Below are 24,429 nucleotides of genomic sequence, written 5' to 3'. Positions count from 1 at the left end.
GGCGTGGCGGCGGGCTACAGCTGGCCGGTGAACGCGGCATTGAGGATTGACGGGCGGAGTGCGTCAAGGGTGGGCTCGGTGTAGACAGAGCTCAGCCGAGCGTTGAGGGCATCGAGCACTCGCGCGACCCGGTCCTGGGTGGGCCGCGGGGGGAGAGGAAACGTCAGGGCCTCAAATCGCTTACGGCCGAGTGTGCGGTTGCGCTCTGCTCCTGCGGAGCAGGCGGAGGCAATAAGAGCCTGGCCCTGTTTGGCCAGCAGGAAGTGCCTGAGATAGCTCGTGTTTACGCGTTCATCGGTTGGAAGATAGAAGAAGAACCGGTTGGAAGCAATGTATTCAGCACCTTCGGCCCGCGTGACGGAAATTCCTCCTTCCCACGCCATAAGGTTACTCAGTGCGAGGGCGTTCTCCGGAAAGGTGAAGTAGCCGAGCTTGCTGAGGTTTTCTCCGAGGGTGCTCGGATGACGGATGAATCCCCTGCCGAAGGACCGAATTCCGATAGTGCGGTACTCGGCGTAGGGGTCGATTTCAATGACGGTGCGGTCGAACACGACCACGTCACCCATGTGAACCAACTCGGTCGCAGTTTCTACGGCAGATGCAATGAGCGACGCGGCGAGGTTCTCCCGCAGGGTGGCCATGTTCTTGCGTCGCGAGAACACGGCGTCAGCCCGTCCGAGGGCGGCGTCCAACCTGTCGGCGATGCGGCGCTGCTCGTCGACAGGTGGAAGGGTCACTGACTGCGCTGCGAACGCTTTGATACCCAATGTCCGGTTACGCCCCGCTGAACCCGGTGATGCAGCGCGAATTACTTCGAGTCCCGGACCGCCGTAAAAGTAGCGCAAAAGGTATCGCATGTCGGCAACGGATTCGTTGACGCGGAAGGTCATGAATCTGTGTGAGCCAATTAGGCCATCCTCGGCCTCTGTGGCAAGTGCCACGGCCCCCTCCCATGCGAACACACTACTAAATAGAAGGTCGTTGGGTTTGATGTAAAAGACCTTCTTATTTTCGATCGCTGAACCGGGAGCGGGGTCTTTGTGAAAGACGCCGCGGCCAAATGATCGAAGTCCGATTTCCCGATAGGTTTCGTCAGGGTTTACGACTACTGGTCGGCGTACCAGGGACATGACGTCCTCTACGTCATAGGTCGTTGCCTTCACCGCCGATCCCCCAACTCTGCCTTGAGCTCGCCCAGTAGTCCCAAAATTTCCCGCTCCGTCTTGATTAGTTCGTCCACGAGATCCGTTGGAGATCGATGTGCGAGGTCGTCTCCTACGTTTGGGTTGGCGAGATCGAGGTTATAGCCGCCTGCTTTAACGTCCTTGGCCGATACCTTCCAGGCGAGCTTATTCTCCTCGCGCCCTTCCCTTGCCTCGCCACCCCACCATTGCGCGCAATCCCCGAACTCCTCGTATCGCATGGGCTTGGTCTTGCTGTAGCCTCGCCGTCCCTCCGGCAGAGGGATCTCGTAAAACCAGATGTCCCTCGTCGGGCCGGTCTTTTCGAAGAAGAGCAGGTTCGCCGGGATTTGGGTATAGGGCGCGAAGACGCCTTGCGGAAGCCGGACGACGGAGTGCAGGTTACACTCCTTCATGAGCTTTTCCTTGACTTTCGTTCCGACGCCGCCGCCGAAAAGAGAGCCATTCGGCAGGACGATCGCACAGCACCCTCCGGGTTTAAGCCGCTCGATCACGGAGTACAAGAAGAGCCAGGCTGTCTCCCGCGTGGCTACGCCGGCAGAATCGAATCGTGCAGCTACTGACTTCTCTTCCTCCCCGCCGAATGGAGGATTGGTCAGGACGACGTCTACCCGGTGTCTGGGGCTGCTTTCGTTACGCATCCGCAAAAGCGAGTTATCTCGCAGCACATTAGGGACATCGATGCCGTGTAGCAGAAGGTTCATCATGACAAGCAGGTAGGGCAGAGGCTTCTTCTCGATGCCACGGATGTTGTGCTGCAGCTGGGCTACTTGTGTCTGAGAGCGGGGTAGCCCTCGAAGTTCGTCATACGCCTCGACGAGGAATCCGCCGGTTCCGCAGGCGGGGTCCAGGATTGACTGACCCAGTTTGAGGAAAGACTGCTCGACCATGAATCGGATAACCGGGCGCGGCGTGTAAAATTCGCCGGAATCGCCAGCGGCATCGCGCATTTCCTTGAGGATCGACTCATAGACGAACGCCATCGTGTGGATATCATCCGCGGACTCGAAGCTGATGCCGTTTACGACGTTGACCAGGTCACGCAGCAATGTCCCGGAGAGCATCCGATTATTAACCTCCTGGAAGATCGTGGAGATTACATTGCGTGGGTCGCCCTCCTCGTCGCTGTTCAGCTCACGAAGGTGTGGAAGCAGCTTGGTGTTCACAAACTCCAGGAAGTCATCGCCGGTGAACTCCGTTCGAGCTCCCCAGCTCTCCCAGTTGTACGGCTCGGCGATGGCCGGTTCGTAGTCGAGGTTCTCGGCAGCTCGCTCTTTTTCTACACACACGTCGAATGCTCTGAGAAACAAGATCCAGGACAGTTGTGGCAGCCTGTCGAGGTCTCCGTTGAGCCCCGCGTCCTTGCGCATGATGTCGCGGGCTGACTTGATTGCCGACTGAAGTTCGGCGCGGGTTCGTTTCCTGGGCTGGTCGGTTACATCAATGGTCAGTTGACCGGCTGCGTCCTTGAGGGGCATCAGAAATCCGTTCTGGTGGTGTCGTCCACGGCTTTGTTCCAGAAACCACGCACCAGATCGAGCGCGGAGCCGAGGGTAGGTGTGGTCTCTGTCAGGCCGTCGACGAGTGGAGGGTACGTCTCGTGCCAGAGTGGCGGCGGGCCGGGAAGGTTGCTGGGCAGGGGATGAGTGGCTCGGATAGTGAAGACGTGCTGCACCACACCATCCAACTCGCGGTCAGGGGCCAGGCCGTTCTCAATCAGCAAGACCAAGTCGGCGCGGTCCTTGACCCGAGTGTTGGGTCGGTCGCCGTCGTCTCGGGTGAAGGCGTGCAACTCTTCGGCGAAGTGCGGGCGTCGGTCCACTGCCTCGATCATGCGTGCCGGAGTCCCTGCGAAGTCCAGGACGCCGAGCAGCGAGAGCTGTTCAGTGGCCGTCACTTCCTCGGCGCGTGCAGCGACGTCCAGCCGGACGCCAGCGAACGGCTTGCCCGCCAGTCCCGCTTCCACAGAGAGCCGCCACGCCGGACGCTCAGCTGAGTCCACTGCCAAAGCGACGGGTGGAACGACACGGAAGGTGAACCAGTCTCCGTCCGGATCCTCGGTCAGGGTGTCGAGCAGAGCTTCCCGTATAGCCCTGCCGTTCAAGCCCACCGCTAGTACGGCCAGATCGAGATCCTTGGTTGCACGCGCCGGGTTGCGCAGCCGGAATTCGAGCGCGGCACCACCTTTCAGGATCCACTCACCGTCCGCATCGGCCGAAAGCCGGGCTGCCAGCCGGTCGAAGACCACCGGCCGACGCACTCTCCCCAAATCCGTACCGTCGGAGTCCGACTGCCGCTTCAGTCTCGCTTCGAGAGCACCTCGGAGCGCGACGGCATCCTGGTACGGCTTCATGACAGCTCCGCTCTCAGTGCGCGTTCCACGCCAAGTTCAGCTCGGGGGCCGATCTCCTGCGCGGCATGGAGCAGGCAGCGGCGCGTTGAGACCCCACGCTCCAGAGCCTCGGCTACGGCGGAGTCGAGTACGTCCTGATCCACTGCCACTGCGGCGCACTCGATGATGGCCCGCACTGGAGTGGTGACCCTGAAGCCTTCATGCTGTTCGATCTCAGCGTCGGCCAAAGTCGCCGGATGCAGAACAACAGCGGGGTCCTTCTGCCGGAAGCCTGGCGGCACTGTGAGGTGGACTTCGGAAGGGTTTGCCGTGCCCAAGTCGTGGACCGCCAGGGCCGTGGTGTGCGAGACGACAGCCCGGCTGTGGCTCCACAGATACCAGCGAACCAGGTGATCCGTTTCGGAGCTGGGCAGATCCTGGTACTCGCGGAAGCGATAGATGCCGCGGTCGACGCGGATCCAGTTACGCCGCCGGACATGAAAATGCTGGGCCTGATAGGAGTAGCCGGTCGTTACGGCCTGGGCTGCTGTGAAGTAGCCGCGCTGGCGGCCGGCGATACGCCACAGTCGGTCACGGACCGTATCGTCGCTAAGCACCACCCTAGACTAGCAGTCATTCTCCTCCTACTTTCCTTTAGGTTTGCGCGTCACGCCTACGCAAAACTAAAACTATGGTGGAGTTATGCGACATCGAAGATGCGCTTGCCTAGCTCATCGATGGCATCGTGCATGTCTCGTACCTCGCCGAAGTGCCGCGCCAGCTGCGTGACGGTGCCCATCTGCCTGATCGGTGGTACCCGGAGCGCGCTCGGCGACAACTCGGAGGCGCCATGCTCGGTAAACTTGTCCAATAGCGCGTCGAGCACAGCCCTAGCCTCGGGGGCGAACCCCTTGAGGAACTCCTCGTGCTCGCGCCGCACGCGGTGCGCCCGCTCGGAACGGCTGACGAGCGGCAGTTCCCAAGCTGCGTTGATGAGTAGATCGATCGGGTCTGCTTCTGGGTGGTCCAGCTTGCGCAGCAGGTCGTCCTCAGTGATGTCGCCGACCTCATGTAGCCGCTTACGAAGTACCGCACGACTTTTGGTAGTTGCCCACTGTGTGCGCAGATCGGTGGGCGTTAGGTTGAGTTCCAGAACCCGATCGTGCACGAACTCTCGGTACCGGACCATCTTCAACGTGACACCATCAGACTGAAGTTGATAGTGCACATCGTTCCAGAGGAAGACCTCAACACCGGTCACATAGATGCGCTTCTTGCCGCTCTGGATCTCGTCGGCCTGGCCTTCGTCGGTCACGATTGGGTCATCGCCGTTCCTCGCCAGCGTCCCAGCTTCCTGCGACTCGAATGGGGCCTCAGGCTCGGCTACCTCGGTTGTGTCGTCGGTGCTCTCGATCAGTTTGCCTTGGTCATCCGTTTTGTCATCGATGATGCGCAGCGGCGGGCCGTCGAACTCCGGGTCTTTGAAGAGGACAGTGGCCTCGACGAAGTCGATGATGTCGAACGACCCCTTCTCAATGTCCAAGCAAAGCCGTGTACCTCGCCCGATGATTTGCTTGAACTGAGGCATAGACCTGATCCGCCGCAGGATCACAATATTGCGCGCTGAGGGGATGTCGACACCGGTCGTCAACATCTGGCTCGTGACTGCGATCACCGGCTCGTCGGTGTCGTCCTTCCGGAACCTGTCCAAAAGCTCCCGCCCTGGCCTGCCGTCATCATCAGTGATCCGGCAGACGTAGTCGGGAAACTGCGCCACGATGTCCAAGTTCGCCTGGTTCAGAGCGGCGGCCACTCGGTGTGCGTGGTCATTGTTCTCACAGAAAACGATCGTCTTGCCCAGGCGATTGGTCTGGTGCAGGTAATCGGTAATGTAGCGAGCGACCTCGTCGGTACGCTCCTGGATGGCGAGCGCCTTCTCGAAGTGCCTCGGTGTGTACACCTTGTCCGGAATTTCGTCTCCGTCGACATCGAGTTGGCCGGGCTCGGGCATGAAACCCGTCAGGTCGATGTTCAGGTGTACCCGGCGCAGACGGTAAGGGGCGAGGAAGCCGTCCTCGATGCCGTCTTTGAGCGAGTACTCATAGACAGGTTCACCGAAGTACTTGAGGGTGTCGCGCTCCTTCTCCTGGATCGGGGTCGCGGTCATCCCAAGCTGCGTAGCGGGCGCGAAATGCTCCAGGATCGCACGCCAATGCGAGTCGCTGCTGGAGCTGCCGCGGTGGCACTCGTCGACGATGATGAGGTCGAAGTAGTCCGGTGGGTACTTGCTGAACAGCGTCTGCTCGTCCCCACGATCCAGAGACTGGTATAGCGCGAAGAAGATCTGCCGAGCCCGCTGCGCGTGGCCTCCACCGATCTTGTGTACGACATCTCCGAATACTGGCTCGAAATAGTCGTCCTTAGGTTGGTCGACGAGAATGTTGCGGTCGGCGAGGTACAGGACACGAGGCTTCTCGTCTCCCGTCCAGGAGCTCTGCCGCAACTTCGAGACCAGTTGGAAGGCCACCATGGTCTTCCCCGTGCCCGTGGCGAGGGTCAGTAGGATCCGCTGCTGTCCCCGGGCAATTGCCAGCAAGGCTTCGTTCACAGCGCGGCGTTGGTAGTAGCGCGGTCGCTTCGGTGTGAGGTCAGCGTTGCGTAGTCTCGCGTCGAACGGGGCGAGCACCAGCTCGCGTTCCAGCGCGGACGAAATCTCCTTGTCCTGGCAGTACCGCGCCCAGAGCTCCTCCGGCGACGGAAATCGGGAGATTTCCTGGCGGTTGCCGCCGATCTCAATCTCCCAGATCTCCCGGCCGTTGGTCGCGTAGGCGACGGGAAGCCCGAGACGTCGTGCGTATCGTTTGGCCTGCTCGATGCCTGCAGCCACGTCGACGCTGGTTCGCTTGGCCTCAACTACGGCGATGGGCACATCGTCGCGGTACTCCAGGAGGTAGTCCGCGACCAGTGCGGGCCCGCGGCGATGCCGACGAGGCGACGCGATCATCTTGCCGTCATTGATCGCGTACTGTTCCCGGACCTGTTCCTTGCTCCAGCCGGCAGATGTCAACGCCGGTACGACGAAGGTCCGGCATGTCTCCTGCTCGTTCATCCCCGCTGCGCTCCCCATAGGAGATTCGTACACGAGGAGACCGACATGCGCCCTGGAAATCGGTCACTCGGCTCCGCGGGGCAGACATCTACCTTACGCCTGCTCCATACCTGACTTCGCCCATCCCCGACCAACTGGCGCGGCACCCTGTACGGGTGCACGGGTACCGTTGACGGGCTGGGCGGCAGCACATGAAGGATGCCTCGGCCTCGGGCTATGCACGAGCGAGAGCATCGGATACGAGCCTCACAGGGAAGATCTCCAAGGAACGGCAACGGATCCCGCTGAGGATGATGGCGCGCGGGCAGTCACTCGCAAGCGTCCCAGGGGCTCGTGCTTGCCGACTCGGCACCGTCTACCCTGCCAAACATGATTCGTGCAGTGGTGTTCGACGTCGGTGAGTGCCTCGTGAACGAGACCCGAGAATACGGTACCTGGGCGGACTGGCTGGGGGTGCCGAGGCATACCTTCGCGGCCATGTTCGGAGCGGTCATCGCGCAGGGCCGGGACTACCGCGAGACGTTCCAGGAGTTCCAGCCCGGGTTCGATCTGGCCGAGGAACGGGAGAGGCGCGCGGCTGCCGGACAGCCTGAGTGGTTCGGAGAGGAGGATCTGTACCCGGATGTGCGGCCGACGCTCGCGGCGTTGCGGGAGGCCGGGCTGTGGGTGGGGATCGCGGGGAATCAGACCGTGCGGGCCGGCGGGCTGCTGCGCGGGCTGGATCTGCCGTCCGATCTGATCGCCACCAGTGATGACTGGGGGGCTTCGAAGCCTGATGTGGCGTTCTTCGAGCGCGTCATCGAGGCGACTCCTGCCGAACCGAGCGAGATTCTCTATGTCGGTGACCGACTCGACAACGACATCCGCCCAGCCGTGCAGGCCGGGCTGCTGACGGCGCTGATCCGGCGCGGGCCGTGGGGCACGATCCAGCAGCGCGATCCGGACGCTGAAGCAATCACGACCATGCGGATCGACTCGCTCGCGGAGCTGCCGGAGAGGATCGCCAAGTTCAACGCTGGAGAGCACTGACTGTCGTACCCCAGTCGTAGAGACGGTCGTCGAGGTCGCGGACGCATTGCTCGTTCTGCCAGGGGGCGAGCGTGCGCCGGACCTCCCGGATGCGGTCCATGCCTGTGGCGTACCAGGTGATGGAGAGCTGATCGAGAGCTTGGGTGGCGTACCGGCATGCCTCCTCCGGGCGGTTGTCCGCGGCTTCGACCGCGGCGAGGTCGCCGAGGACGACGGTGCGCTGCTTGTCGGACTCGGGTGGCAGGTCGTCGAGGACCTGGTGGAGGGTCTGGCGGGCTTGGGGCAGGTGGCCGGCCGTGAGCTGGGTGTTGCCTTTGAAGGCGGCGAGGCGGACGGGGCTGAACCAGTCCAGCCAAGCTGGTGTGGGGTACTCGGAACCCACGGCGAGGGTGTCCTCGGCATGGCCGATCAGGTGGAGTGCGTCGCGAGGATTGCCGCAGCGGGTCTCGCATTCCGCCTCGACTGCGTCCAACCAGGCCCAGAGTTCCGCTGAGGCGTCTCCTCGGCGTGCGTAGGTGCGGGCGGCCACCATGCGCTCGACCGCAGCATCCCGGTCTCCTGCCCACCCAGGTATGAAGGCCATGTGGGCAAGGATGGCCGACCCGAGGAGCGGGTCGTCTGCTTCGCCTGCGGCCTGAAGAGCCCGCAGGAGAGTTTCCGAAGCCTGGTCGGGCTGGCGCAGGTCGAAGAACTCGACGCGGCCGACGAGCAGGTAGGACTCGGAGAGGGCGGCTGCGAGAATTCGGCGGGTGGGGTTCGCCGTCTCGGGCAGAAGCGCACAGCCGAGCCGGGCGTGCTCCAGGACCGCTGGGTGCAGGGTGGCGGGGGCCACGGACCAGTACAGGTGCCGATGGGAACGCGTAATGGTCTCGAAGTCCCTGCCGACAGTGGCTGGCTGCCTGGCGGTGGTGGACTGAGCGGGCACTGGAGCCAGCCTTGTTCCTGTCCGAAGTGTGCGTGCGGTGCTTCGGACCGTCGTATCGGGCTGGCGTCCCACAGCCTCCCAGGGCGGGGTGAAACCCAGGTCCTCCATGCTCTGGCCCAGCAGGTGGGTCAGAACCCGGTGGACATCAGGCTGGGGCCAGGGTGGCGTGGCGGACTCCCAACGCCGGATCTGACGGACTCCGACGGCGAGTCCTCGAATGCCGAGCCTGGGTGCGGCCGTGGTGATGGCATCAGCGAGGGCCTGTTGGGAGTTGTATCCGGCAGCCACGCGAGCGGCCTTGAGTCGGGTGTTGCCTGCGGGACGGGACATGAACCACCTCCGGGGGCGAACTCTCGTCAGAGACTGCCAGGGGAGTCCCCATCGCGGCGCAATATCACCCTCGCAAGGTCAACAAAGCCCTTTCAGCGTCCTTTTGATGACCTATCAGAGTCCTTGAATGGGTCCTCTTGATCCGTGACGATGGCACCTCTAGATCCAAGCCTTACTACTCGGCGAGGAGTCGGTGTGCCATGTCAATGGATCGTTCCGTCTCGCCTCTCCGCGCTGTTGGCGTCAGTCCTCAGGCATCGCTTCGTTCATCTGTCACGTCCGCTGACGCCTGCACGCCTCTGCTCTGCCAACCCTGGGATGGGAGTTCGCTATGCCTCGCACGAGCACGACCTCCGGAAACAGCCACCTCGTCATCGAGACTGGCACGGCCACGCCGGACGCGACGACGATCGTCGAGCGCAAGGGCCTCGGCCACCCGGACACACTCGCCGACCATCTCGCCGAGCGATTGTCCCGCGCCTACAGCCGCTACACCGTTCAGCACTTTGGCGCCGTGCTGCACCACAACTTCGACAAGCTCGCCCTCCTCGGCGGAGCTAGCGAAGTCCGCTACGGAGCTGGCGAGATGACGTCCCCGGTGCGTGTCCTGGTCAACGGCCGGGCGGCACCCATGTGCGGTGGTGAGCGCATCCCCGTTGCGGAGATCGTGGAAGCCGAGGTCAGGGCGTTCTTCACCGAGCGGCTCGCCGAGGTCTCGGACCACCTCGACATCACCTTCAACATCACGAGTAATTCGAGCCCGGGCGCCGTCCTCACCGGTGACGGGGTGCCGGACCGTACGCGCTGGTTCAACCCGCGCTCCATAGAAGACCTCCGGGAGCGGCGAGTGCGGCTCTCGAACGACACGTCCCTCGGCACCGGCTGGGCCCCGGAGAACCCCTTCGAGTCCTTTGTGAGGGAGCTGGTGAACCACTTCTCCGGAGAGAGCAACTTCACCCGCGCCCGCGCGTGGTGCGGCTCGGACGTCAAGCTCATGGGGTACTGGGACGGAGACCAGGCGGACGTCGTGCTGTGCGTACCCCAGAAATCACGCCACGTCGGCAGTCGAGCGGAGTACGTCCGCAACGCGGAGTCCGTCCTGGCCGAGTGCCACCGGCTCGCCAGCCTCCGGCTGCCTGGTGCACAGGCCCACTTCCGGCTGAATGCGCGTGATGTCCCGGAGAAGGACGAGCTGTATCTGACCTACACCGGCAGCTCGATCGAATCCGGCGACGAGGGTGTCGTGGGCCGGGGCAACCGTGTCAACGGGCTCATCACCCCCTTACGGCCGATGAACCTGGAGGGGGCCAACGGCAAGAACCCGGTTTACCACGTCGGCAAGCTCTACAACATCGCCGCGCAGCGACTCGCCAACCGGCTCCACGAGGCGACCGAGGGGTACGCGGAGGTCCACCTGGTCAGCACCACCGGGCAACGGCTCGACCAGCCCTGGCGCATCCTTGTCCGCCTGTCCGCTCCTGACGCCGAGGTCGACAAGGTACAGGCGCTGATCACGGAGACCCTCGGCGAGTTCCCAGCCCTGACGGACGAGCTCGTCTCCGACGGGATCGTGCTGAGCTGATGGCAAAGCGGACGCTCGGAGAGGTTCCCTCGGCATGTCAGCAGCGATTGCTCACGCACTATGGGCCGGGGGCCCGGGTGTGGCTTGACGCAGCGCCTGACCTACTGGCGCAGGCCGCGGAACGCTGGAAGCTCTCACTCGGCGCCTATCACGACGCCGGACACGCCTCGGTGATCGCAACAGCGGCCACCCTCGACGGGCGTCCGCTGCTGCTCAAAGCTTGGACCGACCCCACCCGGTACCGCCACGAGGTCAGCGCGCTGCAGCTGTGGGCCAACGGGCCGACGGCGGACATCGTCGAGGCCGCAGAGGATCTAGCGGTGGCCGCACTGGAACTGGTGGGAGGACGCCCTGGTGGCGCCGATCGGCCACAGCGCGAGGTGCAGATGGTGGCTGCCGCCCTCCAGGGGCTGCACACCATCGGGCGGCGCAGAAGCCGACCAGACGGCCTCCCCCTGCTCGCCGACCACCTCCGCACGGAAGTGCTGCCACGGATCCAGCAACGGGTGCAGGCATTCGACTTCGGCCCGTTGCGCCCTCTCGTTGACGCTACGTTCCCGGCGCTCGCCGGCCTACAGGAAGACGCAGGTCGGGCCACGGTCCTGCACGCGGACCTGTACCGGGAGAACGTGCCGTTCGACTGGTCAGGGCACCCGCGCCTGCTCGATCCGCTGCCCATGGTCGGCGACGCGGCATTCGACTGGGCCTTCTGGACCGTCTACTACGACCTCGGATGCGGGACGGACGGGCGGCTGGCCGCTGCCGCCCGGATTTCCCGGATCCCCATCCCGATACTCGCGCCGTGGTGCAGGGCGCTGGCCCTGGACGGACTCCTCTTCTACCTGGAGACCGGGGATCCAAGAGCACCGCGGATCGCGGAAGTGCTCTCCAACCTATCCGCGTCGATTCCAAGGAGGGACTTGTGACCACCTACATCCTCCGCCACGGACAGACGAACTACAGCAGGCGGTACCTCGTCAATGGCGACCCGTCCAAACCCATCCAGTTGACCGAGGAAGGCCGGCAGTCGCTGAGCCGAGGCTGGTCCACTCTCCCCCTCCACACCGTGAGGACGTGGCTGACCAGCGAATTCCCGCGCGCCCAGCAGACAGCTTCACTGCTCATGGGTGTTCCAGCTGCGGAGCTGGCCATCGACCCTCGGCTGAATGAACTCGACTACGGACATTTCGAAGGCAGCCCGTTCCTGGAATACGCGGTCTGGCTTGATGGTGACGGCGCCGACAAGCGCCCACCGGGCGGCACCGAGTCCCAGCGAGACGGCATCCGGAGGATGCTCAAGGGATTACTCGCTGCCCTGGAACACCCCGGCCCCCGAGTCCTTGTTGGCCACGGCCTTCTGGTCTCCGTGCTTCTCTGGCACAGGAACCGATCCCCCAACGAGGCGATGCCACTCTTCTTCCCTGAGGCGCCCTACGTCGAGCCGATCGCCATACCTGACGACGAGCTGCCTGGCTGGGTTACGGTGCTGTTGAGCGATCTTGGGATGGGCGGTCACCGAGATCGCGCCGACCATGATGACCCGGGGATATTCCGGATCGGTGAGGGCTCGGCGGTTGCTACCGTCGATTCCGTATCTCACTCGCCGGATCAGAAGGATTCCCCTCATGCATGATGCTCGCGCCCTGATTGAAATGGGGGCCGAAGCCGTTCGTCGGCTCGCTCGTCGCGGTTACTCCCTGGACCTGTCCGTGCTGGAGAGCCTTCAGTCTCGGCGCAACCAGAACATCCGCTCGGCCGACGAGCTGCGGGCTGAGTCCAAGCGGGTGGCGAGCGAGGTCCAGCAGACGGCCAAGCAGGGCGGCGACATCTCCAAGCTGAAGGAGCGCGCCCGCGAGCTGAAGGACCAGATTCGGGACATCGACGCCGAGCAGGAGCAGGTACAGGAGCAGCTCCGCGACCTGCTCCTGAGCATCCCGAACCTGCCGGACGACGCGGCCCCGGACGGCGACTCCGAGGAGTTCGCGGTCGAAGCCCGGCGTGTAGGCACTCCGCCCACGTTCTCGTTCGAGCCGAAGGACCACGTCGACCTGGGCGAGGGCACCGGCATTCTCGACTTCGCGCGCGCGACGAAGCTGTCCGGCCCCCGCTTCGCGGTCTCCCGTGGCGCTGGCGCAGCCCTTGAGCGCGCCCTGGCCACGCTCTTCCTCGACATCCACACTCGGCGGCACGGGTACGTCGAGCACGCGGTTCCATACCTGGTCACTCGCAAGACCATGACGGGCACCGGGCAGCTGCCCAAGTTCGAGGAGGACCTGTTCAAGACCGGCGTCGCCGACCGGGAGCTGTTCCTGATCCCGACTGCCGAGGTGCCGCTGACCAACCTCTACGCCGACGAGATCATCCCGCCGACCAAGCTGCCGCTGGCAATGACCGCGCACACCCCGTGCTTCCGTTCCGAGGCAGGGTCGTACGGCCGCGACACCAGGGGCCTGATCCGCCAGCATCAGTTCGCCAAGGTGGAGATCGTCCGGATCGTCGACCCGGAGACCGCCGACGCCGAACTGGAGAAGCTGGTCGGCCACGCCGAGGCGTGCCTTAAGGAGCTGGGCCTCGCTTACCGGGTCGTCACCCTCGCCGCCGGTGACACGGGCTTCTCCGCCCAGCTCACCTACGACATCGAGGTGTGGATCCCGAGCCAGAACACCTACCGCGAAATCTCGTCCGTCTCAAACTTCGGCACCTTCCAGGCCCGCCGAGCCAACATCCGCACCCGCGGCGAGGACGGCAAGCCCAAGCTCGTCGCCACCCTCAACGGATCCGGCCTGCCCATCGGCCGCACCGTGGCCGCCCTGATCGAACAGTGCCAGCAGCAGGACGGCTCCATCGTCCTCCCCGAATCGCTCTTCCCGTACCTAGGCTTCCGCCGCATCGCGGCGGACGGAACACCGGAGGCATAGTGCTCGTCGGCGTCTGCGACTTCCCTGGTAGCTACGCCTTTCCACCCGCCGGATACGGCGGAATCGAACGATGGCTGTGGGCGGTCGCCGTGGGCGCCCGAGCCGCAGGCGCCGACGTACATCTCCTTGGGCCGGGCTGGCTCACAGACCTGGAGAACGACTGGGTCCGTAGGCCGGTCCGCCTGGAGGACATCACCACCGGATCGCTCGCCGAGCGCGAGTTCCGCAACACGGGATACGACCTCCTGGTCGTGGGACACGAGTACCCGTCGCTCCCCGCCTGGACGCGCACCTGGAATGAGCTGGACTGCGATGTCGCCACCTTCCAGCACTCGCCGGTCTTCCAGCACACTGGTGGGGCCTTCGACGGCAACCGCTCACGGCTCTACTGCTACTCGCCCGAGATGATCGAGCGGTATGCGGACCACCAGCCGATCCTCGAACTCGCCGTTCACCTCGGCCTCAACGAGGAGGAGCCGTCGGCCGTCGCCGGTAGGGACCTCGTATGGCTCGGCCGAATAGACGAAGAAAAAGCCCCGCACCTCGCCGTCAGAGCAGCTCAGATACTCGGCCGACGGATCCGCATTGTCGGCCCGGTTTTCGACGAGGCCTACATGCGGCGTCATGACCGCCTCTTCGCATCGGACCACGTCGAGTGGGTCGGTGAACTCGGCGGCCCCGCCAAGACCGCTGCCATCCGAGATGCGTCAGCCTTCGTCTACACCTACGCCCGCACCTACGTGGAGGCCGGCGCCGCCGTGTTCGGCGAGTCCCTCCGCGCTGGCACCCCCATGGCCGCCCTCGCCTGGCGCGCGGGAACCTGTGCAGAAGCGGCCCTGTGCAAGCAGACGGGTGCGATCATCGTGGCCAACCCCGAGGAGGACGACGAGACGGCTGCCCACCGACTGGCGCGAGCGATCGAGCAGGCGGTCGACCTCAACCACGAGCAGGTCCAAGAGATCGGCCAGCACCGATTCGATCCCGCCCGCCACTTCCAGGCGATGGCAGGTCGCTCGTGCTGACCAGCAGCCGGAGCCCGCGAAGGCACACCGGCAGCACCGCGATAGACATGGATGGAGGACTGCCCGCCGCCCTCCGCCAATCAATGGGACGTCACTGGGAGTTCACGTTTGCTGACGGCCGCGTCGAGATCCAACATCCGCACCGAGGCTCCCCCTACAAGCCGCCCCGTCGCCCGCCATCGTGGGCGGTGCTGCTGGACGGCCTGAGAAAAGGGTTCGCGGCACAGGGAGTCCCGCAGGATGCCTGCCTGCCGCTTCGATGGGGCCGTGAAACCGAGCTGACGATCTCCGCGGTGCAGGCACTTGACCCACTCCTCAAAGATGGGCGTCAGCACACCTACCGGAGCGGCTTCCTGCCTCAGCCCGTCGTCCGCTTCACCGGCAAGCGTGACCCCTCCGGCGACTTATGCGAAGGCTTCCTGACCTCATTCGTTAACGTCTCCCGCGTTCAACCCATCAACAGCATCGACGAGTACGGATCGATCCTCGACGGCTGGCTAACTGTCCTGTCACACCTCGGCTTCCACGCCCGGCACCTGAGCGCCTACGGCAGCCTCTCGACGTGGCATCGCCGCCAGGTTCAAGGGGTGACTCTCCACTTTCGCCACTTGGACCTTCCGCTCGGCGACATCGTCCTCCTCTGGAATACCGAACACCCGGAACGCATGGCCGTGGATCTCGGCACGGGGCTGGAGCGCCTGGCATGGGCCCGCACCCGCATGGACTGGTATGACCTCGTCTACGGGCGCTTCGCGAAGGCAGCACCGGCACAGACGTTGGACGCCATCCGTACCGCCACCCTCCTACTCGGGCACGGGATTACTCCTGCTGCACGCGGCGCAGGTGGGATCGCGCGGCGAGTCATTGGCACGATCGCGCCCGACTCTGCACGCCTTGGCGTCAGCGCCCTGGTCCGCGCCTCATACGACTACTGGGCGCTGTTCGGTTCCCCCACCGTCCCATGGCCAGCGGTCTCTTCTGGCATTGAGCAGGAGCTGGATACCTGAGCAGCGGCTGTGCCCCGTCACGTGTGCGTTTGAGTCTTCGTGAGTCGGCGTGCACGAAGGTGCCGGGCCCGCACGCCGGTGTGCGAGCCCTGCGTCGCTCCTCGGCTATCGGCCGTGTCGCCGCTCAATCTCGTGGGTCGACTGCGGACTACGTGCCTGTCAGTCCACGATGACCGAGATGAACCAGCTGATCACGGACCTGCAAGCATCGGCGTGCGCCCTTGAGCAGTGGGGAGACCGGCTCCCCGCGTCGCCGCCTGAGTGCGGCGAGGGTGCCCTACCGGTAGCGGCGTGTCGGCACCAGCCACGTCGACACCAGTGCCCCGCCCTCCTCATCCTCATCCTCATCCTCGGGATCGTCCGGCGCCGGAGCCTGCCGTACCTGCTCGATCTGCCGCTCGATGCCGCGCAGGTTCTCCTGCAAGTCCATGGTCACCACGCCATCGACGGTGACCTTCAGCGGATCGGCGAGGAGCTTCGCGCGCCGCTCGCCCAGGACCTCCAGCGCGACCGCGCGTACCGACCGAAGCCGGAAGAAGCGGCGCTCCAGGTCGGCGGGTTCCGTATCCGGGCCGAGCTGCGCCAGCAGCCAGGACCTCTGGAATTCGTCCACGAGGGACTCCTTCATCGAACGAAGTACGGCCCGTCACCAGACGGGGGATGCTGGTGACGGGCCATACGGGCAGCATCCTACGACCCGGACGAGCGGGAGCGCCGGGCTTGCGGCTTCTTCGCCCCGCCGCCGGCCTCTCCTCCGGCGGCCTCCGGGGCGCTCTCCTTCTCGGTCGGCTCCGGCTCACCGACCGCGATCGTCTCCGGCTCGTCCTCCTCGGGCGTCTGGTCCCACGCGTCCGGGTTGGTGATCAGCACGGCCACCTCCGGATCCGGGCACTCACCCGGCAGCAGGATCAGCTCCTCCCGGGTGGCCGGGTCCTGTACGTACACTGCGGCCTTCAGCCGCCCGCGGCCCGCCATCACAGGACCTTCGCCACGATGTGCGCGTCCGGGGTGTGCATGACCGGCATGCCGACCGCGGCGCCCTTGGTCCAGATCTGCACCGGGTCATCCTGCACACCACGGGTGATGATCAGGCCGGGAGCGTCCTCGCGGATGATCTCCGGGTTCGACCCGCGCGACAGCACCAGGGCCTCCGCCGTCACCCCGTACATGGTCTGCGCCCACTTCTCCCGCTCCGGCGGCACCAGAATCCACAGGTCCTCCGGCAGCACCTTGCGGGGCTTGCCGTCCACACGCACCTGCGCCTTGTAGAACTGGATCGGCGGCAACGAGTAGTTACCGCGCACCACGTTGATCTGCTGCGGGGTCAACGTCGCCGTCGGCGTGGTCGACGGGTTCACGCTGCCGTAGTAAGCCGCCCTGTAGGCGTCGTTCGCTGCCAGGTAGCTGAACGCCTTCCGGGAGGTGATCACCAGCTCCGGTTCCGGGGCGCCGATGTCGTCCAGGTGCTGAATCCACCGCAGCTCGTCCGCGATCGGATCGGAGGCCGGGTCCGACCACGGCCGTGAGGCGACCGGCATGTTCTCAACGGGAACGTTCCAATCCACCTCCAGCGTCAGTCCGTTCTCCTGCTCCAGCGTGAACCGGCCGTCCGCGAGCACATCGCCCGCAGCCAGCTCCAGCCGGGACCGGATCGCCTCGACGTGACCCTCCACGTCGTCATACAGCAGCTCGATCAGCCGGTCCTGATCGCTGCCGTGCGACGCCTCCAGCAGGATCTGCTCCTGCTCGGAGACGACGAGCTTCTGGCCCAGCGCGGGCAGCGCACCCTCGCGGGATGTCTGCCACGCCTCACGCGTCGCGAACGGCACGCTCGCGTTGAACGCCCTGTACTTAGCGACGTTGACGTACCGGCCGGAGTCCTTCGTACGCCACTTCACCTCCCGCATCTCCACGTTCGGGAAGATTGACTGGGTGAGGAGGAAGTCCTTCGGGGACGGGATGGCCCTGGCGAACGTCGTCAGGTCCATGACCGAGACGTCCTTGAGTAGATCCTGAATCGTCACAGCTCACACCGCCGCTCAGACGAAACGGATCTGCGCGGCACGCGGGTGCCACACGAGTTCGGACACATCGATGCCGCCCGGCACCTTCGACGCCTTCACCGCGCCGTGCCACAGCAGCGCGGCCGGAACCCGCGTCTGCCCCGGAGCGAACGGCGCTTCGGCGATCACGAAGCCGCGCAGGATCTGGCGGCCGCAGTGCGCCTCCGGGTCGTACGGGCCGTACAGGCCGGACTCTGCGACCCTGCCGACCGGCACACCGGACAGCACCCGGCCATACGGCTCGCACCCGTCCCCGCACACGTAGTGCGTGCCCTCGGTGAACAGGTTGAGGTCGAGGGTGATCGTGTCGACTGAGTCGGTGCCGTGCAGCGACGCCAGCCACTCGCGGTTGGCGGTCGTGTACTCGGACTTGGATACGGGCTGGATGGTCATGTGTGTGTCTCCATGGACGTTGCGGTCAGATTCCGCACACCGCCCACGGAGGCGATGTCGTCCACGAAGTTGAGGGGGCGTGGTCCCCCACAGTCTGGGCCCGGACTACTGGGCGGCCGACTCGCTGAACTCCGGGATCAGACCCCGTCGCTTGGCCATCTCCAGCCCGGCCGAACCAGGCTTCGACACCGGGTTCGTACGGGTGGGGCCGCGCCCGGCCGGTGCGCCCGCAGGAGCCGCCGGCACCGCCATGCGGACCTCGCCGAACAGCTCCGGACGCCGTGCTCGAAGGGACTCGGCCGCCGACTGGATGTGCGCCTCATCAGCGTCCTCGTCATCCACCGTCAGCAGACGCTCCGCGTCCACCAGGTCATCGCCCTCCGCGCCGAGCGCCACCAAAGCGGCTCGGCGAAGCGCCGCCCGCTCCCGCTCGGCAGCCAACTCCTCCCGGCGCGCAGCCTGCAACTCTCGCTCCTGGGCTACCTGTTCCCGGCGCTCCATCTCCGACAGCGCGGCCTGCTCGGCCTCCCGCTGCGTGGACACGAACTCCGACAGAGCCTTCGGGGTGTCGAACCCGAGCGTGGACAACAGGCGCTTGATCGCGGCCCGTTCACCCTGGGCCTTCTCCCGCGTCAGCAACTTCCCCAGACGGTCCTGGGTCACAGTGACCTGCTGATCCGAGCCACCCGCGTCGGTGCCCTCGTCCAGCTGCTGGTCGTTCGTCTCGTCCTCCGAAGAGGCACCGAGAATCGGGTAGATCGGCCGCCCATCACGGCGAAAGCCCACAGGACGGCAAGGCGGCAGGGGCCGGACCATACATCTCCTCCAGAGCGCGCCCCCGCGCTGACGATCAGTGTAGCCATCGCCGCCGACAGTCGAGCATCCATCTACAACCTGCTCGTACGCAGATTCTTCACCTGGGGTGATGGCCAGGCGGGCCCCTAGCGAGCAACCCCGGTCGGTGACTGGGCCGGCCGTCCGACGGGACAACGATCAGGCCATGCAGTACTGAGGCACCGGACGCCGACGCCGACCAGATACGTCGTCAGCCGTTGCGCCACGGGCCGCTCTCCCATGGATCGGCCTCCCAGGGATCTGGCTCCCACGGATCTGGCTCCCACGGAACGGGCTCCCATGGCTCACAGTCGGTCACCTGCCCCAAACCCGCACAGCCCATGTCCGCCGACTCCCCCACCCGCAGCAGGCCTTCGGGCACGCCCGAAATCTCGAAGGAGGGGAGGCCGTCGCGACCGCTAACCACCTCGGTACCGAACCCGAGCCCACGCAGGTCCTCGGCCAGCTTCGCCCGGCCAAAGGCACCACTCGCGAGGAGCACATCGTCCTCGAACAGTGACGACCGACGTGGGCCGCGCAGTTCCCCGAACTCGTCAAGGACACCGACCAGATAGCTATGCACATGCAGCAACGGCGGTGGCGGCGCCTGGGGCCGGGACTGCCCGACCACGTGGAGCGCCACAGCAGCGGCAAACCCGGGGACAGACGCGCCTTTGTCGCCCCGCAGCTTCCAGATCAGGTACTGAAGGGAGTGGTAGGCGGCGTCAACGACCGCCTCCTCCACCCTGACGCGCAGATCCGCTCTTGCCTGAGCCCAGACCCAGGACACCGATGGCGGCACCAGAAACGTCAAGTCGAACGCCGCACCGTCCCCGCGAACCCGCGCCCCGCTGATGGTGTGCCGCCCTGCTATCGCCGCGGCCAGGGCCCCGGTCGTTGCCTCAGTGCCCGCCTTGAGTCCCAGGCACCCCAATGCCTCGGCCGCACCCACCCACATCGTGTTCGCCAGTCGGTCCGGCGGATCCTCCGGCCTGACGAACGCCCCCGGCGCCGCCCAGGGCTCCACAGCCCGCCTTGCCTCGTCCTTAGCTACCCGAAGCGTGCGAACCGTCAGCACAGAACACTCCTCTCGCTGCACCAGTCGAAACCATCACAGCGGTAGTCCGGCCCAACTGGCAATCGAACACAGAAGGATCCGCCCCAGGTCGGACGATCAATGCGTAGCCCCAGTCGACAACACCTGTGTGGCCCTCTCGCCGTCAGCCTGTTGGCCGTTCCCGTCCTCTGGAGCCTGCGCACCCCGCCTCGCTGCGGCGTCCTGCTCCGCCTTCACCCGGATCCGCTCTACCTCCTGCGATGCATCCTTGATCGGATACCCGGCCTCCAGCAGCATCATCACCGCCGTCTCCAGCGACAACACCCCCGCCCCGTACGCCTTGACGACCTCCTCCAGTACCGCGCCCCGGTCGGTCGGCGTGTGCGGAGCCCACGCCATCCGCGCCGGCAGCGTCTCCCCGGCCGTCCAGCCCTCCGCCCGCCCGGCCTGATAGAGCCGCTGCACCATCTTGAACAGCAGCCGGTACTTGTGCTCCCGCGCGAGCCGCATCATGCCGATCAGCGCGTCCAGCGGCCCCAGCGCCAACTTCAGCGCGTACCCGGACGGCACCTCCGTGGCGTCCAGCGTCCCCAGCCCGGCCGCCGTCACCCGCGAGTTCGCCGCGATCCGCTCCAGCAGGTGATCCACCCGCGCCCGCAGCTCAGCCAACTGCGGCGACGTGTCCAGCGCGTCCATCCGCCCCGTCTCGCCGAGCTGCCACACCGCACCGGCCTTCACCTCAAGCTCCTGCGGCCTGCCCGTCGCCCGATCCACCGGCAGCCGCGCACCCGCGAGCCCGATGATCGGCGTGCCCGTCGTCGCGGACGCCGCCGAGCTGTCGGAGTCCGTAGCCGCGAGCTCATCCAGCGCCTGCAGAACCCGCGCGAGCACCGAGCGCCCCCAGTGCTCCCCGCCGTCCGGGATCGTGTTCGCGATGTGCACCACCGGCACGAAGTCGATCATCAGGTCCAGCCGATTCAGCTCCGTGCCGTCCGGCCGCACCCGGAAACTCGCCTTGCTCATCGGCAGGCGGTCCAGCGTCTCGCCATTCTTCAAGTCCTCCAACAGCCATTCCGCGTCCGTGAGATAGCACGTCACATTGGACGCCCCGCCCGGCTCCCACGGATACGTGCGCGGCCCCACCGCGCTGCCACCGTCACCGTCGCCGTCCTGCTCACCGTCCTCGGAGATCGGCCCCAGCTCGTACGTGACCCGGCGCACCCGCGCCTTCAGCCCGGCGTCGTCGTCCGCCGGTATCTCCCATGCCAGATGCACACGCGCAGGAAAGTCGTCGTCCTCGTCGTCCCACTGCGGGAAGAAGAACCCCGGATCGTAGACCCGCAGCGTCGGCCGCTGCTTCTCCGGGTTCCACGCCAGCACCATCACGCTGTCCCCGAGGAGCACCGCCGCCCGCTCCGCCTGCTGGACCCGGAACGTCAGCAGTTCCTTGTCCGCCCACGTCCGCAACCGCTCCTGCACCGCGGCGGCCTCCGCCGCACCGGGCGTCGGCGTCTCCTCGTCGGCGTGCTCCGCCCCCTCGACCGCAACCTTCTGCTCCGAGCCCAGGAGGTAGCCGAGCGCGGTGTCCACCAAGTTCGCCGCGTCGCCCAGCTCCCGACGCTCCAGCGCACTCGCGTCACCCCCGATGGCCGCGAGCTGCCCGGCCTGGTTGTAGTCGTACGACGCCAACACCTTGTACGCTGCCAACCGCCGCAACTCGTGCGGCGGCATCCACGTCTTGGCCAGCTCCGGGAACGCGCGGCAACCCGGACGGCCGGCATCCGCCATCACCGGCTTGTAGTTCAGCCACGACCACGCATCGATCACGAGTTGACGCAGGCCCACGGGGTCCCTCCAGGAACATCGGCCCCGCGCCATCACATCAGCCTAGATCCCGCCGCCGACCGATTCGGTCGGGTGCGTTGCTCCCCGAGCTCAGCGCAGTGAGCTGAGGGGCACGACTACGTGCAGATCTGCTGGTCACCGCTGCGTGAAGGCAGTGGGTGGAGCAACAGACGTGTTGCCCTCTGCTGGCCCGGATGCGGCGGGCTCCTGGCGGGTGCTAGTCCTGGCGCGTTCTCCGGAAAGTACGGTTGCGCCTGGCCGAAGGCCGTTGGTGGATCACGAGCTATCAAAACCTCTGACAGCAATACCCGTTCCCTGGTCAGTGCCTCAGCCCCAGCTGGTACCGCAGCCTTGGCGTTACCGGGCGAGAGAGGCGCTTACGGTCTTGCCGCCGAGTGCCCGGTGGGTAACCGTGGTGGCGCGGGCGAGGCGATTGACCATAGGCCAGCCGAAGCCTCCAGTGCCGCCGTTCAGGTCGGGGGTGCGCATACGCGGCGTCTGCGGGCTGGGGTCGTGGACGGCCACCTCGATGCTGTCCGCGTGAGCGCGCAGGTCCAGGGTGCAGGTGCCGCCGCCATGGCGCAGGGCGTTGGTGACGAGCTCCGAGACCACCAAAACGACGGTGTCGGCGCCCTCCGCTGTGACCGGGTGCACTAGGCCGTCGAGGAAGTCCCGGGCGCTTTCGCGTGCGTCGGCGACTGACGTCGCGGAGCTGGCGGTTGTGACGTTGACGCTCATCGTGGGCATTAGGTCCCCCTGGTCTCTGGGTCGTCACCGTCCGGTGCTTGTGCCCCTACCTGTGGGCAGTTAACCCCGGCTAATAACCAACGACCAGCGCGCCAGCGGCACGCCGGTCTCGGCGGGTAACTGGCAGGCCAGCGCCTTGGCCTCGGCGACCTGCACGGGAGTGAAGCGAGCGGGGCGCCCGCTGCGCTTGCGGTCGGCCAGGGCCGACAGCCCGCCGTGAGCGAAGCGGCCACGCCAGGTCCGCACGGTGTCTATGTGCAGCCCGGTCTCGCGGGCGATGCGCGCGTTGGACCGCCCGCGCGCCGCGTGCAGCACCACCTGAGCCCGCACCCGCAGCCGGTACTCGGTCTTGAGGCCGAAGGCCATCGTCTTCAGCCTCTTACGCTCGGCTGCGTTCGGAAATATCGGGCTGGCAGCGGCCATGGGCATGACGGGAAAGTCCGCCTCCGGAATCGGCCAGTCAGCCCCTCAGCTCAGCCAAGTCCTGCTCAGTGAGGCTGAGATCGCCTGCTGCGAGATTCTCCTCCAGGTGATCGAGTGAACCGGTGCCCGGAATCGCCAGCACTGACGGCGACGTCGCCAGCAAGGAGACGATCGCGACCTGTGCGGTGGTCGCGCCGAGGCGTACTGCGACCTTGCCGAGCCGCTCGGCGTTGAGCGGCTCGCCACCGCCGCCAAGCGGGAAGTACGGCACGTACGCGATACCCGCCTCCTGACATGCGGTCAGCAGACCCATGTCACCGGTGTGCCGGTTCTGCACCGCCGCGACGGGCGCGATCGCCCTCGCCTCGGCGAACTGGGCGGCGTCAACGTTGCTGACACCGAGGTGCCGGATCAGCCCCTGAGCGCGAAGCTCGGCGAGCACCGCGAACCGTTCGGTGATCGACTCGCCACCCGGTCCGCCCATCCCACCGATCCGCATATACACCAAGTCGAGCCGGTCCAGCCCGAGAGAACGCAGATCCGCCTCCACCAGGCCGCGCAACTGCTCAGGCGTCGCTTGTTCACTCGGCAGACCCTTCGGACCACGCAGCGGACCGACCTTCGTCGCGATCACCAGGCCGTCCCGGTACGGCGCCAATGCCCTACGGATCAGCTCATTGGCCTGCACCAGCCCTCGGCCGTAGAAGCCGGCCGTATCGATGTGGTTCACACCCAGTTCCACGGCGCGCCGGAGCACCCCGATGCCGGTCTCCGGCGCTCGCACCGGGCCGTCGAAGGTTCCCATCGCCAGGCGCATCGCGCCGAAGCCGAGGCGATTGATGGTCAGATCCCCGCCGAGGGAGAAAGTCTTGATCGTCATGAGACTCATGCTGTCCGTGCCTCACCACGCCCCGCGAACTCGTGGCAGCTTGCTGCCAGACTGGAGGGATGCGGAAAGAACAGGTGTTGTCCGTCCGAGGGGACGCAGAGCTGATCGCACGCGCCGGGCACCTCTTCGAGTCGGCGCAGACCGAGTTCCTGTGCGCCGCCCGGGACCTCAAAACCTGGTCACAACCGCAGGCAAGGGCAGCGATCCGCAACCGGATGCGAGCCACGGACTCCTCTAGCTTCACCTCCCGCAAGCTGCTCAGTCCGGTCGCCCTCGCCGACGAGGAGGCCCGCGCGCACCTGCAGATGGTGCAGAGCAAGGGTGCTGCCGTTCGGATCAGCAGCTCGCCGATGCCGCACGAGACCATCCTCATCGACAAGCGAGTGATGATCCTCGCCGGCCAGCACACCCCAACCGGCCGCGAGTACACCGTCACGACGTCACAGAACCTGGTCGACGGCGTCCACTCGCTGTTCCAGGCGATCTGGGACGCTGCCACCGATCTCAACACCTACCTGCACAGCAACGCCCCGCACCTCGACGCAGACGGCCGCGTGATCCTCCAAACACTCGCATCCGGACTCACCGACGCATCGGCGGCCAAACGCCTGGGCCTTTCGCTACGTACCTACCGGCGGCGCGTGGCCGACCTGATGGCCAAACTGGAGGCCGACTCCCGCTTCCAGGCCGGGCTACGCGCAGGTGAGCTGGGGATACCTCGC

At 65.8% G+C, this 24,429-nt stretch carries 24 protein-coding genes; 8 read left to right on the top strand and 16 right to left on the bottom strand.

What is annotated here, in order from left to right; all coding sequences use genetic code 11:
* Positions 1–14 precede the first annotated feature (14 nt).
* The 5 genes from J7E87_RS14900 to hsdR form a co-directional block, all read right to left on the bottom strand.
* Positions 15–1,163 carry a restriction endonuclease subunit S gene (locus tag J7E87_RS14900; RefSeq protein WP_215093994.1) on the bottom strand — a complete coding sequence of 383 codons (1,149 nt, stop codon included), beginning with the start codon at positions 1,161–1,163 and terminating at the stop codon, positions 15–17.
* Entirely contained in the window at positions 1,160–2,680 is a 1,521-nt protein-coding gene (locus J7E87_RS14895; protein ID WP_215093992.1) for a class I SAM-dependent DNA methyltransferase, read from the bottom strand. Before J7E87_RS14895 ends, J7E87_RS14900 begins: the two co-directional genes overlap by 4 nt.
* Entirely contained in the window at positions 2,680–3,555 is an 876-nt protein-coding gene (locus tag J7E87_RS14890) for a nucleotidyl transferase AbiEii/AbiGii toxin family protein (protein WP_215093990.1), read from the bottom strand. Before J7E87_RS14890 ends, J7E87_RS14895 begins: the two co-directional genes overlap by 1 nt.
* A complete protein-coding gene (locus J7E87_RS14885) occupies positions 3,552–4,151 on the bottom strand; it encodes a hypothetical protein (protein WP_308312941.1) in 600 nt (199 codons plus the stop codon). The genes J7E87_RS14890 and J7E87_RS14885 overlap by 4 nt, the downstream gene beginning before the upstream one ends.
* Positions 4,152–4,234: 83 nt before the next feature.
* A complete protein-coding gene (gene hsdR / locus J7E87_RS14880) occupies positions 4,235–6,661 on the bottom strand; it encodes an EcoAI/FtnUII family type I restriction enzme subunit R (protein ID WP_374195175.1) in 2,427 nt (808 codons plus the stop codon).
* 351 nt (positions 6,662–7,012) lie between these two features.
* On the opposite strand from hsdR, the gene J7E87_RS14875 reads away from it, so the two are divergent.
* Complete coding sequence (locus J7E87_RS14875; protein WP_215094241.1) at positions 7,013–7,672, top strand: HAD family hydrolase; 660 nt, start codon at positions 7,013–7,015, stop codon at positions 7,670–7,672.
* Here J7E87_RS14875 and J7E87_RS14870 read toward each other — a convergent pair.
* A complete protein-coding gene (locus tag J7E87_RS14870) occupies positions 7,653–8,927 on the bottom strand; it encodes a transcriptional regulator (protein WP_215093984.1) in 1,275 nt (424 codons plus the stop codon). The genes J7E87_RS14875 and J7E87_RS14870 overlap by 20 nt on opposite strands.
* Before the next feature lie 331 nt (positions 8,928–9,258).
* On the opposite strand from J7E87_RS14870, the gene J7E87_RS14865 reads away from it, so the two are divergent.
* The 6 genes from J7E87_RS14865 to J7E87_RS14840 all read left to right on the top strand — a co-directional run bounded on the left by J7E87_RS14865 (position 9,259) and on the right by J7E87_RS14840 (position 15,456).
* Entirely contained in the window at positions 9,259–10,509 is a 1,251-nt protein-coding gene (locus tag J7E87_RS14865) for a methionine adenosyltransferase (RefSeq protein ID WP_215093982.1), read from the top strand.
* A gap of 77 nt (positions 10,510–10,586) precedes the next feature.
* On the top strand, positions 10,587–11,435 hold the full coding sequence (locus J7E87_RS14860) for an aminoglycoside phosphotransferase family protein (RefSeq protein WP_308312940.1): 849 nt from the start codon (positions 10,587–10,589) through the stop codon (positions 11,433–11,435).
* The gene (locus tag J7E87_RS14855; protein WP_215093978.1) at positions 11,432–12,142 is read left to right on the top strand and encodes a histidine phosphatase family protein; all 711 of its coding nucleotides are present in this window, start codon (positions 11,432–11,434) and stop codon (positions 12,140–12,142) included. The genes J7E87_RS14860 and J7E87_RS14855 overlap by 4 nt, the downstream gene beginning before the upstream one ends.
* Positions 12,135–13,427 (top strand): serine--tRNA ligase, encoded by a 1,293-nt coding sequence (serS, locus tag J7E87_RS14850; protein ID WP_215093976.1) that lies wholly within the window; start codon positions 12,135–12,137, stop codon positions 13,425–13,427. Before J7E87_RS14855 ends, serS begins: the two co-directional genes overlap by 8 nt.
* Positions 13,427–14,449: a glycosyltransferase gene (locus J7E87_RS36150; protein ID WP_215093974.1), complete on the top strand. Its 1,023-nt coding sequence runs from the start codon at positions 13,427–13,429 to the stop codon at positions 14,447–14,449. Before serS ends, J7E87_RS36150 begins: the two co-directional genes overlap by 1 nt.
* Before the next feature lie 47 nt (positions 14,450–14,496).
* A complete protein-coding gene (locus J7E87_RS14840; RefSeq protein ID WP_251017463.1) occupies positions 14,497–15,456 on the top strand; it encodes a hypothetical protein in 960 nt (319 codons plus the stop codon).
* A gap of 277 nt (positions 15,457–15,733) precedes the next feature.
* Here J7E87_RS14840 and J7E87_RS14835 read toward each other — a convergent pair whose 3' ends face one another.
* From J7E87_RS14835 to J7E87_RS14790, 10 genes are all read right to left on the bottom strand, one after another.
* Positions 15,734–16,069, bottom strand: a complete 336-nt coding sequence (locus J7E87_RS14835; RefSeq protein WP_215093972.1) for a hypothetical protein — start codon at positions 16,067–16,069, stop codon at positions 15,734–15,736.
* A gap of 77 nt (positions 16,070–16,146) precedes the next feature.
* A complete protein-coding gene (locus tag J7E87_RS14830) occupies positions 16,147–16,431 on the bottom strand; it encodes a hypothetical protein (RefSeq protein ID WP_215093970.1) in 285 nt (94 codons plus the stop codon).
* A complete protein-coding gene (locus tag J7E87_RS14825) occupies positions 16,431–17,480 on the bottom strand; it encodes a major capsid protein (protein ID WP_215093968.1) in 1,050 nt (349 codons plus the stop codon). Before J7E87_RS14825 ends, J7E87_RS14830 begins: the two co-directional genes overlap by 1 nt.
* 15 nt (positions 17,481–17,495) lie before the next feature.
* Positions 17,496–17,912 carry a head decoration protein gene (locus J7E87_RS14820; protein WP_215093966.1) on the bottom strand — a complete coding sequence of 139 codons (417 nt, stop codon included), beginning with the start codon at positions 17,910–17,912 and terminating at the stop codon, positions 17,496–17,498.
* A 105-nt stretch (positions 17,913–18,017) separates the two neighbouring features.
* Positions 18,018–18,728, bottom strand: a complete 711-nt coding sequence (locus J7E87_RS14815) for a hypothetical protein (protein WP_215093964.1) — start codon at positions 18,726–18,728, stop codon at positions 18,018–18,020.
* Between the two features lie 229 nt (positions 18,729–18,957).
* Positions 18,958–19,824, bottom strand: a complete 867-nt coding sequence (locus tag J7E87_RS14810) for a relaxase domain-containing protein (RefSeq protein WP_215093962.1) — start codon at positions 19,822–19,824, stop codon at positions 18,958–18,960.
* 96 nt (positions 19,825–19,920) lie between these two features.
* Positions 19,921–21,648, bottom strand: coding sequence for a hypothetical protein (locus tag J7E87_RS14805; RefSeq protein ID WP_215093960.1), 1,728 nt, complete (start codon positions 21,646–21,648; stop codon positions 19,921–19,923).
* Between the two features lie 357 nt (positions 21,649–22,005).
* Complete coding sequence (locus J7E87_RS14800; protein WP_215093958.1) at positions 22,006–22,395, bottom strand: ATP-binding protein; 390 nt, start codon at positions 22,393–22,395, stop codon at positions 22,006–22,008.
* Between the two features lie 60 nt (positions 22,396–22,455).
* A complete protein-coding gene (locus J7E87_RS14795) occupies positions 22,456–22,818 on the bottom strand; it encodes a helix-turn-helix domain-containing protein (protein WP_251017462.1) in 363 nt (120 codons plus the stop codon).
* Positions 22,819–22,855: 37 nt separating this feature from the next.
* A complete protein-coding gene (locus tag J7E87_RS14790; RefSeq protein WP_215093956.1) occupies positions 22,856–23,698 on the bottom strand; it encodes an oxidoreductase in 843 nt (280 codons plus the stop codon).
* A gap of 68 nt (positions 23,699–23,766) precedes the next feature.
* Here J7E87_RS14790 and J7E87_RS14785 point away from each other — a divergent pair.
* Positions 23,767–24,429 (top strand): DNA-binding response regulator (locus J7E87_RS14785; RefSeq protein WP_215093954.1); only part of this gene is annotated, 663 nt, incomplete at its 3' end.

It is taken from the genome of Streptomyces sp. ISL-1, from assembly GCF_018614585.1.
GTDB lineage: Bacteria > Actinomycetota > Actinomycetes > Streptomycetales > Streptomycetaceae > Streptomyces > Streptomyces maoxianensis.
Note: the sequence above shows the minus strand (reverse complement) of the source record. Positions and strands in the feature narration are given on the sequence as shown.

Excerpts from the sequence above, each read along its gene's own strand:
- J7E87_RS14815 (WP_215093964.1), bottom strand. The coding sequence starts at position 18,728 with ATGGTCCGGCCCCTGCCGCCTTGCCGTCCTGTGGGCTTTCGCCGTGAT.
- J7E87_RS14875 (WP_215094241.1), top strand. The coding sequence starts at position 7,013 with ATGATTCGTGCAGTGGTGTTCGACGTCGGTGAGTGCCTCGTGAACGAG.
- J7E87_RS14890 (WP_215093990.1), bottom strand. The coding sequence starts at position 3,555 with ATGAAGCCGTACCAGGATGCCGTCGCGCTCCGAGGTGCTCTCGAAGCG.
- J7E87_RS14830 (WP_215093970.1), bottom strand. The coding sequence starts at position 16,431 with ATGGCGGGCCGCGGGCGGCTGAAGGCCGCAGTGTACGTACAGGACCCG.
- J7E87_RS14840 (WP_251017463.1), top strand. The coding sequence starts at position 14,497 with ATGGATGGAGGACTGCCCGCCGCCCTCCGCCAATCAATGGGACGTCAC.
- J7E87_RS14870 (WP_215093984.1), bottom strand. The coding sequence starts at position 8,927 with ATGTCCCGTCCCGCAGGCAACACCCGACTCAAGGCCGCTCGCGTGGCT.
- J7E87_RS14820 (WP_215093966.1), bottom strand. The coding sequence starts at position 17,912 with ATGACCATCCAGCCCGTATCCAAGTCCGAGTACACGACCGCCAACCGC.
- J7E87_RS14865 (WP_215093982.1), top strand. The coding sequence starts at position 9,259 with ATGCCTCGCACGAGCACGACCTCCGGAAACAGCCACCTCGTCATCGAG.
- J7E87_RS14790 (WP_215093956.1), bottom strand. The coding sequence starts at position 23,698 with ATGACGATCAAGACTTTCTCCCTCGGCGGGGATCTGACCATCAATCGC.
- J7E87_RS14895 (WP_215093992.1), bottom strand. The coding sequence starts at position 2,680 with ATGCCCCTCAAGGACGCAGCCGGTCAACTGACCATTGATGTAACCGAC.
- J7E87_RS14795 (WP_251017462.1), bottom strand. The coding sequence starts at position 22,818 with ATGGCCGCTGCCAGCCCGATATTTCCGAACGCAGCCGAGCGTAAGAGG.
- hsdR (WP_374195175.1), bottom strand. The coding sequence starts at position 6,661 with ATGGGGAGCGCAGCGGGGATGAACGAGCAGGAGACATGCCGGACCTTC.
- serS (WP_215093976.1), top strand. The coding sequence starts at position 12,135 with ATGCATGATGCTCGCGCCCTGATTGAAATGGGGGCCGAAGCCGTTCGT.
- J7E87_RS14800 (WP_215093958.1), bottom strand. The coding sequence starts at position 22,395 with ATGCCCACGATGAGCGTCAACGTCACAACCGCCAGCTCCGCGACGTCA.